Origin of the sequence: uncultured Draconibacterium sp. (genome assembly GCF_913060805.1) — a bacterium.
Lineage (GTDB): Bacteria > Bacteroidota > Bacteroidia > Bacteroidales > Prolixibacteraceae > Draconibacterium.
The window spans coordinates 23,522-38,287 of the sequence record NZ_CAJXTC010000046.1 but is presented as its reverse complement, the minus strand read 5'-3'; the positions used below and the strand labels follow the sequence as shown (position 1 = coordinate 38,287).

At 43.4% G+C, this 14,766-nt stretch carries 7 protein-coding genes and 2 tRNA genes; 8 read left to right on the top strand and 1 reads right to left on the bottom strand.

The features are described from left to right. Positions 1 to 51: 51 nt before the first annotated feature. Both QZ576_RS20125 and QZ576_RS20120 read left to right on the top strand, forming a co-directional pair. Positions 52 to 121: transfer RNA gene (locus QZ576_RS20125), tRNA-Thr, on the top strand. 154 nt (positions 122 to 275) lie between these two features. Then, positions 276 to 345 (top strand) — tRNA-Ala (locus tag QZ576_RS20120). A gap of 210 nt (positions 346 to 555) precedes the next feature. On the opposite strand, the gene QZ576_RS20115 is transcribed toward QZ576_RS20120, so the two are convergent. After that, entirely contained in the window at positions 556 to 3,387 is a 2,832-nt protein-coding gene (locus QZ576_RS20115) for a triple tyrosine motif-containing protein (RefSeq protein WP_297100638.1), read from the bottom strand. A gap of 307 nt (positions 3,388 to 3,694) precedes the next feature. Between QZ576_RS20115 and QZ576_RS20110 the strand changes: the two genes are divergently transcribed. The 6 genes from QZ576_RS20110 (at position 3,695) to QZ576_RS20085 (ending at position 14,764) form a co-directional block, all read left to right on the top strand. Next, positions 3,695 to 6,727: a TonB-dependent receptor gene (locus tag QZ576_RS20110; RefSeq protein ID WP_297100635.1), complete on the top strand. Its 3,033-nt coding sequence runs from the start codon at positions 3,695 to 3,697 to the stop codon at positions 6,725 to 6,727. A gap of 12 nt (positions 6,728 to 6,739) precedes the next feature. Continuing rightward, on the top strand, positions 6,740 to 8,272 hold the full coding sequence (locus tag QZ576_RS20105) for a RagB/SusD family nutrient uptake outer membrane protein (RefSeq protein ID WP_297100633.1): 1,533 nt from the start codon (positions 6,740 to 6,742) through the stop codon (positions 8,270 to 8,272). 11 nt (positions 8,273 to 8,283) lie between these two features. Continuing rightward, the gene (locus QZ576_RS20100; protein ID WP_297100630.1) at positions 8,284 to 10,026 is read left to right on the top strand and encodes a LamG domain-containing protein; all 1,743 of its coding nucleotides are present in this window, start codon (positions 8,284 to 8,286) and stop codon (positions 10,024 to 10,026) included. Between the two features lie 149 nt (positions 10,027 to 10,175). Beyond that, entirely contained in the window at positions 10,176 to 12,116 is a 1,941-nt protein-coding gene (locus QZ576_RS20095; protein WP_297100627.1) for a glucoamylase family protein, read from the top strand. Position 12,117: 1 nt separating this feature from the next. Further along, complete coding sequence (locus QZ576_RS20090) at positions 12,118 to 13,479, top strand: glucoamylase family protein (protein WP_297100623.1); 1,362 nt, start codon at positions 12,118 to 12,120, stop codon at positions 13,477 to 13,479. Between the two features lie 46 nt (positions 13,480 to 13,525). Beyond that, positions 13,526 to 14,764 carry a glycoside hydrolase family 172 protein gene (locus QZ576_RS20085; protein ID WP_297100619.1) on the top strand — a complete coding sequence of 413 codons (1,239 nt, stop codon included), beginning with the start codon at positions 13,526 to 13,528 and terminating at the stop codon, positions 14,762 to 14,764. Positions 14,765 to 14,766: the final 2 nt, after the last annotated feature.

Here is a 14,766-nt window from a genome sequence, read left to right as displayed (position 1 = left end):
CTAAGAATCCTTTTATATTAGGTTAAAATTGAACTGGTTTCCTCTTGATTGATTAGCTCAGTTGGCTAGAGCGTCCCGAAAGTATTCGGGAAGGTTACCGGTTCGACTCCGGTATTCTCCACGAACAATATCAAGGAGTTACGAAACACATCGTAGCTCCTTTTTCTTTTTATACAACAAAGTAGCATACAGAAAATCCGACGGTATCCGACGGTCTTCGGTCGCTAAGAATCCTTTTATATTAGGTTAAAATTGAACTGGTTTCCTCTTGATTGATTAGCTCAGTTGGCTAGAGCGTCCCGAAAGCATTCGGGAAGTTCACCGGTTCGACTCCGGTATTCTCCACGAACAATATCAAGGAGTTACGAAATAAATCGTAGCTCCTTTTTCTTTTTATACATACAAAGTAGCATACAGATAATCCGACGGTTTTCCGACGGTATCCGACGGTCTTTGGTCGTTACGAATCTTTTTCTATTAGTTTGAACGAGTTGACTCCTGATAAAACATTGCACCATCTCTTATTCACCAGAAGTCTCAGACAAAGCTTTGTTTCTAAACCGATAGCATAACATCAGTAAGCGAATCTTCAGGTTGAAGGTTGAGTTTTTTCCGTAATTTATAACGGTGGTTTTCAACGCCGCGGATGGAGATTCCAAGTAAGGGCGCAATTTCTTTCGACGATAAATTCATCCGCAGGTAAGCGCACAATTGCAGGTCGCTCGATGTAAGATCCGGGTATTTGTTTTTCATTTTCTGGAAAAACTGTTCGTGTGCCCGCTCAAAATTATTCTCAAAAATCTGACGGTCGTCGCGGCTCGAGATATTTTCGTCGATTTTATTGTTGAGGTAATTAAAATACTTGTCGGGATAGCGCGATCCCAGCTCCTCTTTTTGTTTTCGTACAATGTTTTTCAGGTCGATCAGAAACTCGTTTTTACGAATAATCGCCATCGTGGAGTTGGCCAGCTCCTTACTTTTAAATCGCACTTCGCCCCGCAGTTTGTCGTTTCGCAGGCGAATAAGTTCCCGCTCGCGTTTTTCGTGTTGCAGTAGCTCTTTTTTCAGGGTTTGTTTTACCCCCCACCGCCGGAACAGCAAAAGTGCTCCGATTAAAATAAACATATACAGAAATATGGCCAATTTGGTAGCCAACAATGGTGGCAATATTTTAAAATCGAAAGTATAAAGCTGGCTTTCGTTGCCCCAAATATCTACCGCTTTTACTTGCAGCTGATACTCTCCGCGTGGCAATCTTTCGAACTGAAATTCGGGGTCGGCCACACCTTCCGACCAGCCCTGATGTAATCCCTGCAACAGATATTTGTACGAAACCGGGAATTCGTTCAGCATTGGAAATGACAAGCGGAATTTTACGTTGTTCAGCGTATTTTTAATCTCGGTTTCCCTCGTATTAAGTGGCAAAAATACTGACCGCCCGCCATTGCTCTGCAGCTCAATACTTCTGACAGCCGGAGCATATCTACCGATCAAACTTGTGGCAGAGTCGGCAACCGAAGCATCGAGAAATGCCAGGCCGTTTTGCAGACACAAAATGCCGGTGTACTGATTTACCGGAAGTATATTTTCAAATCCTTCAACCAGCAACGGATCGTTAAACAGCGACGTTGGAAACTCTTTAATCAGTTTTACATCGCTTTGAACAATGGAGAACAAACCAATTGACGAGGCCTCGATAAACCAATAATAATTATTGGGTGCTTTTATAATTCGATTTGCGGCCGCGTACTTTCCTAAACTGGCGTTTAGCGTATCGTACGGAAGAATGGAATTGGTAAGATCGTCGAAGGTATATAACTTGTCGCCGGTAGTAAATACAATTCTTTTTTCAATTTTAAATACATGAATCGAATGGTCTTTCCCAAAGGTCTCTTCACCGTAATATTCAGGTTCACCCACTGCTTTTGTACGTTGTTCATCCACCTGGATTTTAAAAATTCCGCGGTGCATGTGGCTGGCCCATATATTTCCTAAATGATCGAATTCAATGTAACGAATCAGGTTACTAAAATCCTCAATGAAGTTCCTGTACTCTATTCCCTCGTTGGTTTTGTTGTAAACAATTATTCGGTTGTAAGTTGATTGCAAAAGCAATTCGGGATGAAACGGATCCTGTACAAAATTGAATGCGCCGCCTTCGGTCGATATTACTCTTTTCTCGCCGTTCTTTAGTGCAAAACTTCCCTGGTTGTGCCCGATTAAAAGTTCATTGTCGATTACCTTCAAATCCCAAATCTGGTCTTGCGTTCCCTGAACAAGTTGAATCTCGTCGTTATCCAAATCAAGCGATGCTTCAAACAAACCCTGGTTAGTGCCGAGGTACAGTTTATTCTCGAAAATAGCTGTGGAGTAAATAGCACCAGCTCCCGGCAACTTTTTAACCACAAAACTTTTGTTGTGGTCGTCGGCCACAAAACCAATTCCAATATCGAGTGCCAGCCAGCTATTCTGCCGTTCGTCGGTAGCGATGCCCAAAACAGTGTTATTCGGCAAACCATTTCTCGAATTTACTTTTGTTATCAGTTTCCCGAACCGGTCAAAAACAACAATTCCGTCAACCAGCGAGCCAATTATATAATGTCCGTTTTTGCTTCGGCTGGCCCGGTTTAACTCGTTCTCGATAAAATACGAAGTCCAGTCATCATTCCATTGTTTCAGGGTTGTGCCATCCCAACGAAAAATACCTCTGTCGGCGGTACCAACCAGCAGGCTTTCGTTATTTCCGGGGATGATAAATTTAACCGTTGTGCCGATCAGCGCATCGTCGAAAATAATCCGTTTTACCTCATCGTTTTCAACTTCCCAAATTCCATTGTCTCTTGAAGCCACCAAAACGCGGTCGCCCACCTGGTTCATTACCGAAATTCCATTCAATTGCAGATCAACAACAGTGTCGTTATGATAGGCGAGAATATTACTAAACGACTGGTAATAAACGTAATCGCCTTTTACTGCAATGTTCCAAAACTCCAGGTTCGGATTTTCGTCGTAAAACCCTACGGCTTTCGCATTAAGCGATGTATAAATCAGTTCGCCCGTTGGAGTTGGTTTCCAAAAACCCAGTTCCCTGTAACCACCTGTATAAACAATCGTATCGTCAACGGCTTTTACCGAACGTACAATTGTATTGTTGGGCAACCTGTTCATCGTCCAGTTGGTTCCGTCGAACGAAAGCAGCCCCGAATGATTGGCAAAATAAACAATGCCGCCTTTGGCAATACTAACACCCCAGTTTTGTCGGGCACCTTTATAGATCGTTTGGTCAAATTTCACCACTCCCGTTTCCTCTTCCAAAGCCAAAGAAGTGATGGCCCAAACCACCAAAAAGATGGTGCCAATGATCGATTTTGTTCCGATTCTGAGCATCGAATGTTAATGATTTAACAGATGATAAATGGATCCAATTCCTCTATTTTATACTCCAAACCCCATTTTTTGCGAAATAAATAAAATTAAATGTATAAAAAAATAAAAAGAATTCACAAACAAATCACCATTTTAAGCACTGTTTTACAACTACTTATATTTATTGTTTATTCTACAGGATGAGGTAATGATGAGGTTGCTAAAGCGATTCACTTTCCCCGAAAGTATCAATAGTGTATTTATTTGATTGTTTTCCGCCTGGCCGTAGCCGTAACTTTGACCTCAAACTAATTCAAATTTTAAAGTTATGCGAAAAACATTCTTTATTGTATTTCTTCTTTTTTCGTTTTCAACCCTATTTGCGCAGAATAGAATAGATATTTCTGGCTCGGTGGTTGATGGAGACGGAATAACTCTGCCGGGAGTATCCGTTTTGGAAAAAGGAACAACTAACGGATCTGTTACAGACATCGACGGCAATTACACATTGTCGGTAAAACAGGGAGCCACTGTAGTTTTTAGTTACATTGGTTTTTTATCACAGGAAATAAATCCACAACAATCAGGTACAATCAACATTCAGTTACAGGAGGATGTAGTTGGCCTTGAGGAAGTGGTGGTTGTTGGTTACGGATCGATGAAAAAGGCCGATCTTACCTCTTCAATTTCCACAATTAAATCAGACGAACTGGTTAAAACACCTGCCGGACAGGCCATGCAGTCGTTGCAGGGAAAAGTTGCCGGGGTACAAATTGTGAATTCCGGATCGCCGGGTAGTTCACCAACAGTTCGTATTCGTGGTATCGGATCATTTCCGGGAAGTAGTGATTCATCACCTTTGTATGTTGTTGACGGAATGTATTTCGACAACATCGATTTCCTTAACCCATCGGATATCGAAACCTTATCGGTTTTAAAAGATGCTTCGGCATCGGCGATTTACGGTGTTAGGGCAGCAAACGGTGTGGTACTTATTACCACCAAAAAAGGTTCGCTGAACACACAAACCAGCATTACCTACGAAGGATACTACGGTATTCAGGTTCCGCAAAACGTAATGCAAATGGCCAACGCCGAACAATTTGTTGATTACGTTTATCAAACCGGATCGGCTGCCGACATTAGTTTTGTTGAAAATGCGATGCAACGTTACGGCCGTAGCCGCGTGAACCCGAATGTACCAAACGTAAATACCGACTGGTATGCCGAGATTATGAAATCGCATGCCCGTCAGCAAAACCACTCGGTTTCAGTTTTGGGTGGTAACGATAAAACTTCCTATTCAATGGGAGTGAGTTATTACGACCAGGAAGGTTTGCTGGAAGCAGAAGATTCATACAAAAGGATGAACATTCGCGCTTCAATCGATCACCAGGCAAACAGCTGGTTAAAAACCGGGGTAAATTTTAATGTAAGTAACGGAACCCGCTATATTGCCAACAATTCAGCGTGGTTTAGTGCTTACCATGCCGTACCGATTTTACCGGTTTACGACCAGGAGAATTACGACGAACTGATAGCACAGGGAATTGATTACCCAAGTAATTATTCAAGTGCACAGTTGTTGGACTACCGCGGTTCGCAAAACCCGTTCCTGAGTTTGGCTTATAACGACCAGCGTCAGGATATCAGAAAAGTACTTGCCGGTATTTATGCCGAGGTTGACATCCTTCCAAATTTGTTGACATTCAAAAGTACTTACAATTCGTCGATGATGTTCCTTAAAAACAGAAGCGTTGGAATGCCTTATTACATTACTAATTCAACCCGACGAACTCTGTCATCTATTTCATCTTCGCGAACTACAGATGTAAATCATTTCTTTGATAACACATTAACATATACCGACAGTTTTGGCGACCACAATATTACCGCAATGGCCGGTATGTCGTACCGCGACGAGTGGTATGATTACCTTGGAGGTTCGGCCGAAGATATTCCGCTGAATGAAAATGCGTGGTACATCGACCAGTCGCAGTCGGAGTCATCAAAACAAGTTGGCGATAATGGCGAGCGCCTTTACGGTGTTTCGTATTTCGGGCGTCTTTCGTACAACTACGATAACAAATACATTGCTTACTTCACCATCCGCCAGGAAGGAACACAAAAGTACCAGGAGAAATGGGGAACTTTCCCTGCCTTTGGTTTAGGTTGGGTAGTTACCGAAGAGGGCTTTATGGAAAATGTTGGTTTTCTTGACTACCTGAAATTAAGAGGTGGTTGGGGAAAACTTGGTAACGATAAAATTGCCCGCCAGGATGGAGCAAATACAACCAACCCGGTTTATTTGGCTATCGACGATATGCAGATTGACGGAACAACAACAACCAGCACGTTTGGATATTTGGGTTGGGAAACCGTTACCGGAACCAACTTTGGTTTAAATGCTGAATTGTTTGACAACCGTTTAACCATTGATGCCGATTACTTTATCCGCGACACCGAAGATGCTGCTATCCCGGTAAGTTTGAAGTTACAGTCGGGAAGCGTATTGCGTAACGTTGGTACTATCCGCAACTCAGGTTTAGAACTGGCATTAGGCTGGAGAAACGAAATTACCAGAGATTTTAGCTACAATGTTGGAGTTAACATTTCAACACTTAAAAACGAAGTGCGCGACCTTTACGGACAAACCTATATTAACGGAGGTTCGGCCGAGTTCAGACAACGTTCTCAGGTTGGCGAGCCACTGCTTTCGTTCTATGGTTACGAGGTTGCAGGAATTTACCAAAACGAGGCTGAAATTAGTGCCGATCCTGTTGCAGTTGACAATTCATTGGTTCCGGGCGATTTCAAATATGTTGATCAAAACAACGACGATGTGATCGACGACAACGACAAAGTATTCCTTGGTTCGTACATTCCGACTTTCTCTTACGGTGGATTTATCGGGCTAAATTATAAAGACTTCGAATTCTCGATGAACATTATGGGCCAAACCGGTAACAAAATTCTGAACCGTAAACGTGGCGAGATCATCTGGACAAACGATACAAATATCGATGCTGATTTGGCCAACGGATTATGGACCGGCGAAGGAACATCGAACAAATATCCATCGGCTTCGGCACTGCGCCGCGGATGGAACCAGAACTTTAGCGATTACCTGGTTGAAGACGGAAATTTCTTCCGCATCCAGAATATTCAGCTTGCTTACAACATTGATGGCGAAAAGCTGTTTGGCGCCGGAATGCCCGATGCCAGAGTATTTGTAACTGCAGAAAAGCCGCTTACAGTATTTAAATACAACGGATTTAATCCTGAGGTCAACAACGGTATCGACCGCCAGTTTTATCCGGTTCCGGCCGTTTATACAATTGGGGTAAATCTAAAATTCTAAACACTTTAAGACATGAATAAGAAACTTTTAATAAAATATTTCGCACCCGTACTTTTAATCGGGCTGCTATTGGTGTCGGTAATTGGATGTACCGACAAACTGGACCAACCTTTCGAGAACGAATCGTTTACCAGCGATGTGGATTATACCATCAGCGAAAACATGGTTTTACCATTAATGGGAGCCTACCAGGGTTTATACCGTCGCTCGTGGGAAGAGCCGTTAACGTTGGGAATTCGTGGCGATGATGTAAATGCTGCAGGCGACCAGGTTCCGATGCAGGAACAGGATAATTATTTGTACCAGGCCAGCGCCTGGAATGCAAATTCAGTTTGGCAGTTGCACTACAACGATATTGTGAATGTTTTTACGGCAATCGACGAGATTAATAAGTACCGCGAAGCATCGGGTAACGATGCATTGGCCGATCAGTACATTGCCGAATGTCGTGTTATGCGGGGCTACCTGTACCTGAACATTGCCCGTACTTTTGGTGGTTGTATTGTAATCGACGATCTTGATAACATACAGAATACACCGGTAAGCAACAAAGCAGAGGTAATGCAATATATTGTTGACGAAATGGCCGATGCAATTCCGAACCTTCCTGATGTTCACCCGAATAAACGTACTGATATTCCCGGAGGAATGACCACCTACACGGCTTATGCAATTCAGGCTTTGGCTTACCAGGAAATGAAAGATTACCAAGGTGTGGTAAATGCAACTTCGCAAATTATTAACTCGGGTGAATTTAGATTGTCCGACGACTTTTACCACCTGTTTAAAAAGGCCGGTAAACTGGACGATGAAAACATTATGGAATTCCAATATTCTGATTTCAATCAGGGCGAAGGCGATAATTTTAATTTCTTGTGGGCCCCGTTTGGAATTGGCGGATGGACACCCGTAGTAACCGGCGCAGGCGGCGGTTGGGGATTTTATGAGCCAACACTGAAATACATCGAATTTATGCTCGACAGAGGCGAAGTGGTTCGTCTGGAAACAAGTGTAATTTTCACTCCTGACGGAATTACCGAGTTGCAAAACGACTATGGTACCATTCCGGAGTGGATTACAAACACCAATCGCGAAGGCGATATTTTTAACAACAACGCCCGCATGAATTTTGTAAGCGGAAAACACAGCCAACCTTCTACTGAACTGGTTCCCGGAAGAACATCTTACGGAAGTAACAAAAACTTTATTGTAATCCGTTACTCTGAAATGTTGCTGACTTATGCCGAAGCGCTTACCCGCGGAGCATCGAGCAGCATTTCGATGAGCGCCGACGATGCCGTAAACATGGTTCGTGCACGTGCCGGATTAACCAACTTATCGGGTGTTTCTACACAAGATGTGCTTGACGAGAAATTTGCCGAACTGGCGATGGAATGGGGAACACGTTTTTACGATATGGTGCGCACCGAAAACACCAGTGCCCTTTCGTATGGCGGAAGAACATTTACGATGGACAAAGCCTATTTGCCATTCCCGGCCGATCAGGTTGCTGAGTTACCACAATTGGAAGAAGGAATTGACTAAAACGATAAAACATGAAGACTTATAATAAATTATTTATACTTGCATTGATACTGTTTGCTTTCAATGCATGCGATCAAAACTACATCGATGGAATATCGGCTGTAGATCCGGGAGCGGATGAAACAGCTCCACAGGTTACAATTAACTTTCCGCCCGAAGGATACGAAATTCAGACAAACGATGCTGTCGCTTCAGTTGATATCGACTTTGAAGTAAGAGACGATATTGAAATCGGATCCATTTCAGTAAATATCGACGGCGCTGAAATTGCCAGCTACTCGGAGTTTATGGATTACCGTGTGGCAATGAGAACTTACACTTACGATAATGTAACAACAGGTTCGCACGTGTTAAGTGTAACAGCCACCGACCTCGACGGAAAAACAACTACAGCAACGGTAAACTTTGCCAAGTCGCCACCATACGTACCGCAATACGAAGGCGAAGTTTTCTATATGCCGTTTAATAATGAATTCCGCGAAATGAATAGCCTTCAACTGGCAACTGCAGTAGGAAGTCCTGGTTTTACCGATGGTATCCAGGGAGGTACTGCATACAGCGGAGCTGCTGATTCGTACCTCACCTTCCCAACAACAATTCTGCAGGGAGCTACAGAAGTTAGTGCAAGTTTCTGGCTGAAAGTTGATGCCAGCATGGACAGAGCGGGTATATTAGTCGTGTCACCTCCGGCTGACAACGATAACGACCGCTCAAAAGGATTCCGTTTCTTCCGCGAAAATGCAAGCGGTATGCAACGTTTTAAACTGAATGCTGGCAACGGCGAATCAGACTCGTGGTTTGATGGTGGAGCTGCTGCTGATGTTGAACCAAGTACAGGCGAATGGACACACTTTGCATTTAGTATTTCAGAAACCAGCGCTGAAGTTTATATCAATGGTGAATTGGTAAAAGAAGGCGATTTCAGCGGTATTGACTGGACCGATTGTGATGTGATTTCAATTATGTCGGGTGCTCCAAACTGGACAGGCTGGAACCACCTTTCAGACGGTAGTTTAATGGATGAGTTGCGTATTTTCAATACTGCGCTTACACAGGAAGAAATTCACACCATTATGCTGAAAGAACAAGCTTCTTTCTACATGGATTTTAACGGCGACTTTAAAGAGGCAATAAGTAGTGAAGAAGCAACTGTTGTTGGTAATCCATCGTTAAATTATGGCGCCGGTGTTGAAGGCGATGCTTACCAGGGAGCGGCAGATTCATACCTCTCTTTCTCAACTGCTGATGTTGATATTCAGGCTGATGAATTCAGTGCAAGTTTCTGGGTAAATATAAATGCAACTCCTGACCGTGCAGGTATTTTGGTTATGGGACCTGAAGACGCTGATAATCCTGATGCACAAAACGACAGAACAAGTGGGTTCCGTTTCTTCCGCGAAAATGCAGGAGGAATGCAACGCTTTAAACTGAATGCCGGTAACGGAACTGCAGACTCGTGGTTCGATGGTGGTACCGCAGCCGATGTTGATCCAACAACAGGCAACTGGGTACACATGGCATTTGCCATTTCTGGTACTGAAGCACGCGTTTACATTGATGGCGTTGAGGTAAAACAAGGTGATTTCTCAGGAATCGACTGGACTGGCTGCGACTTGCTTTCAATTATGTCGGGAGCACCTCGTTTTAACGGCTGGAATCACAACTCCGACGAAAGTATGATGGACGAATTGTACTTGTTCAAAAAAGCACTTTCTGCTGAAGAAGTTGTTTTGATGATGCAAGACGGTTTATAGAGTAATATAAGGTAGTTTACAGAATTGGCCCACTGTAGCTTGCAGTGGGTCAATTCAAACTTTTTTTTTTTGAATTTTGACAACACACTTATCTGCATATTTTGATGCGAATTTTCCATAAAATCTTATTCCTTTTATTCTTGTCAGGAATGATCGTTTCCTGCAGCAAGGATGATTCTGAGGGTGAAAAGCCAACTGAAAATTTGGCGATTACTTACGCCTATATTGGCGAAACGGCGCTCGCTTCAAGTGGCGAAAATACAAATGTAGCCATCGACGAACCGATAGAAATCCGTTTCAATGCAGCGGTAAATACGATTTCTGCCGAGGCAAACATTAATCTATTCGATGCAGATAACAATCCCTTAGCATTAACTTTTTCCTATTTCAACAATAACCAGCTGATCAATATCGATCATCAGGATCTGGAAGAAAATGCAACTTACACACTATCGATTTCATCCGGTTTGAAAGGAGCTAACGAAGAGCCTTTTAACGGGCAATCTTATACCTTCTCTACACTGACATCACCTTTGGTTTTAGAAAGTGTGCAGATTGATGAAGTGAGCTACAATCCACTGTCGCGAATTCTGGATATTAACCGCAAACCGGTGATCCGACTACAATTTAATTCTGCTGTTTCAAAAGACGATATTTCCCTTTATTCTTCGTATTCCAGCAACGGAGCATCGGTAGCTTCAACATTTAACCAGGTAGACGAACAATCAATTTCTGTTGAGATTTCGCAGGAAATGGAAGGTTTTAGTAAAACCGTTTTTGCTATTTCATCAGACATTGGAAATCGTATCAACCGACCTTTCGACGGGCTGGAGCTGAACTTTTATACGCAAGCCGATACCACTCCAAAATTCCCGGAGATTTCTGACGAAGAATTGCTAACACTGGTTCAAGAGCAAACATTTAAGTATTTCTGGGATTTTGCTCATCCGGCTTCAGGATTGGCACGCGAACGAAATACTTCGGGAAATACAGTTGCCACGGGAGGTTCCGGGTTTGGTGTAATGTCGATACTGGTTGGTATCGAGCGTGGTTTTATTACGCGTCAACAAGGAATCGACAGACTGGAAACCATTGTCGACTTTTTAACTGAAGCCGACCGTTTTCACGGCGTATGGGCACACTGGCTAAACGGCGAAACCGGACAAACCATTCCGTTCAGCTCGAACGATGATGGTGGCGATCTGGTTGAAACGGCATTTATGATGCAGGGATTATTGACTGTACGACAATATCTCAATTCCGGCAATTCACAGGAATCATCTTTGATCGATAAGATCAACACCCTTTGGGAAACCATTGAATGGGACTGGTACACGCAAGGCGGACAAGATGTGTTGTATTGGCATTGGTCGGCCAATAACGACTGGGCGATGAACATGAAGATCAGAGGATGGAACGAGGCACTTATAATTTACGTACTGGCTGCTTCGTCGCCAACACACACTATCGATAAAGACGTATACACCAAAGGCTGGGCAGAGGATGGCGATATGATGAACTCGGGTAACAATTCGTATTACGGTTACACCTTGCCTTTGCGCAGCGACATGGGTGGTCCGTTGTTCTTTTCACATTATTCGTTCCTGGGGCTCGATCCGCGAAATCTTTCCGATCAGTATGCAAATTACTGGGAGCAAAATGTAACGCACTCAAAAATAAATCACGCCTACTGCGCTGATAATCCACAAAACTATGTGGCGTATTCCGATGAGTGCTGGGGACTAACGGCCAGCGATGGTTATTCCGGTTATTCGGCGCACTCGCCAAACAACGACCGGGGCGTTCTTACTCCTACTGCAGCACTGTCATCGATGCCATACACACCTGAGAAATCGATGGAAGCCTTACGCTATTTCTACTACACACTTGGAGATAAATTGTGGGGAGATTATGGATTCTACGATGCTTTTGATTTTACAAACGGCTGGGTGGCCGATTCGTACCTGGCTATCGATCAGGGGCCGATTGTAGTGATGCTTGAAAATTACCGGACCAACCTGCTTTGGGATCTGTTTATGTCGTGTCCCGAGGTACAATCCGGATTAACAAAACTTGATTTTACGTATTAGTATGAAGAAAATTATATTTCCAATAGTATTGATTGCACTGATGTTTGCAATGGCTTTTTCAGGATGCCAAACCGGAAGCAAAAAATCAGTTGAGAAGATGCAGGAAGCTGAGATATCGCTTGAAGATTCGTTAATGGATTTGGTACAATACCAAACTTTTCAGTATTTCTGGGACGGTGCCGAACCGGTTTCGGGAATGGCACGCGAGCGCATTCACATGGACAATGTGTATCCGCAAAACGATCAGAATACGGTAACACTTGGTGGTTCAGGCTTTGGAGTGATGGCAATTCTTGTGGGTATCGAACGTGGATTTATAACACGCGAGCAGGCGTTGGAACGTTTTCAACGCATTGTGGCTTATCTCGGAAAAGCCGATCGTTTTCACGGTGCATGGCCACACTGGCTCGACGGACCAACCGGAAAAGTAAAGCCTTTCAGCAAAAAAGATGATGGCGGCGATTTGGTGGAAACTGCTTTTATGATTCAGGGATTATTGGCAGTGGCCGAATATTATAAAGGCGGAAATGAAGCAGAGCAGCAGTTGGTAAACGATATTCAACAATTGTGGGAAACCGTGGAATGGGACTGGTACACGCAAGGCGAAGATGTGTTATATTGGCACTGGTCGCCAAATTATGGCTGGGATATGAATTTTCCGGTGGGTGGTTACAACGAGTGCCTGATCATGTATGTTCTGGCAGCTTCGTCGCCAACGCATCCAATCTCGCCGGCCGTTTACGATAAAGGCTGGGCGCTTAATGGAGACATTGCAAAAGACACTGTTTATTACGGACTGAATACCGTTCTCAACTTTTACGAACACAACGACGATCCTATAGGACCACTTTTTTGGGCACATTATTCGTACCTTGGTTTAAATCCGAAAGGGTTAAAAGACAAGTATGCCGACTACTGGAAACTGAATGTAAATCATGCCACCATTCATTACCGCTATGCGCTTGATAATCCAAAGCAATACAAAGGTTATGGCGAAAATCAGTGGGGATTTACCTCAAGTTATTCCATGCGTGGTTATGCAGGTCATCGTCCGGGCAAAATGGATTTAGGCGTCATCTCGCCAACAGCGGCACTTTCGTCGTTTCCGTATACACCAGAGCAGTCGATGAACTTTTTGAAATACTTGTATTTGGATGCCGATTCGTTGGTGGGAGAATATGGTCCGTACGATGCTTACAGCCAAACAGAAAACTGGTACTTGCCACGTTATCTGGCCATCGATCAGGGACCGATTCCGGTGATGATTGAGAATTACCGAAGCGGACTTTTGTGGGACTTATTTATGCGAAACGAAGATGTGCAGGCAGGATTGGCTAAATTAGGATTTACTACTGACCAGTAATTCCGGGAAAGCGTTGCCCGGCTGATATAACTTAAAAGCTGATCACATGAAGAAACTTGTCAATCTAATTCTTACTCGCGGGAAAAAAATCATCGCTTTTGGATGTTTGTTATTTCTAATTACTACTGTCGCTAAAGCGCAGGAATTGTATAAAATGCCGGAAGGAGTGCATTCCCGCTGGTCGAGTTTTGAAAATCCGGGAGCCGAAAAAGGAAAAGGAGCACAGGAAAATCGTGGTGCCAAAGGTCATGCTTTTAACAAAATTGAAGCCGGTAAAACAGTTACCTTGCTACAAGTTGACGGAGCAGGAGTTGTGAACCGAATTTGGTTAACACTTAGCGACAGAAGTCCTGAAATGTTGCAATCGCTTTGGATAAGAATGTATTGGGACGGTGCTGAAAAACCAGCAGTAGCAGCTCCACTTGGCGACTTCTTTGGTGTTGCTTTTGGCAAAAAAATGCCTTTCGAAAATGCACTTTTTTCCGATCCCGAAGGACGTTCATTCAACTGCATTATTCCAATGCCTTTTAAAACCGGCGCAAAAATTACGCTTACCAATCATTCGGATAAAAACGTAGATGCGTTGTTCTACGATATTAATCTATTAAGCAAAGAAACAGCAGAAGAAGATGTCCTCTATTTTCATACTTTCTTTAACTACGCAAAAAAGACAGTACTGAAAGAAGACCACGAAATTTTGCCAAAAATTAGCGGAAAGGGCCGTTATCTTGGTGTGAATATGGGCGTAAAAACCGACCCGATTTACGAGGATACCTGGTGGGGCGAAGGAGAAGTGAAAATATACCTCGATGGAGACGGCAAATTCCCAACACTGGTGGGAACCGGCACCGAAGATTATATTGGCGGAGCTTACGGACAAGGCGAATATTATAACCGTTTTCAGGGTTCGTTGGAAGCAAGCAAACAAACCAAAAGATTTATAATTTACCGCTATCACATTCCCGATCCCATTTATTTTTATGAGGATATAAAAGTGGCCGTTCAGCAAATTGGTGGCTGGCAAAAGGAAAAGGTTTTGGAACTGATGGATAAGGGAGCATCACTGATTCCTGTAACAATCGATACGGGAGGTGGAAATCTGTTAAAACTACTGGAAATGGATCCCGTTCCGGAACTAAATGATCCAAAATTACCGGATGGTTGGACGAACTTTTATCGTCAGGATGAGGTGGTTACTACCGCCTATTTTTACCTCGACAAACCATCGAACACGCTTCCGGAAATGGATGCTACTGAACTCATAAAAGATATCGATAACGAATAAAA

What these genes read in the sequence shown, in the direction of transcription:
- QZ576_RS20110 (WP_297100635.1), top strand. Translation starts at nt 3,695, where the DNA reads ATGCGAAAAACATTCTTTATTGTATTTCTTCTTTTTTCGTTTTCAACC.
- QZ576_RS20100 (WP_297100630.1), top strand. Translation starts at nt 8,284, where the DNA reads ATGAAGACTTATAATAAATTATTTATACTTGCATTGATACTGTTTGCT.
- QZ576_RS20115 (WP_297100638.1), bottom strand. Translation starts at nt 3,387, where the DNA reads ATGCTCAGAATCGGAACAAAATCGATCATTGGCACCATCTTTTTGGTG.
- QZ576_RS20105 (WP_297100633.1), top strand. Translation starts at nt 6,740, where the DNA reads ATGAATAAGAAACTTTTAATAAAATATTTCGCACCCGTACTTTTAATC.
- QZ576_RS20090 (WP_297100623.1), top strand. Translation starts at nt 12,118, where the DNA reads ATGAAGAAAATTATATTTCCAATAGTATTGATTGCACTGATGTTTGCA.
- QZ576_RS20095 (WP_297100627.1), top strand. Translation starts at nt 10,176, where the DNA reads ATGATCGTTTCCTGCAGCAAGGATGATTCTGAGGGTGAAAAGCCAACT.
- QZ576_RS20085 (WP_297100619.1), top strand. Translation starts at nt 13,526, where the DNA reads ATGAAGAAACTTGTCAATCTAATTCTTACTCGCGGGAAAAAAATCATC.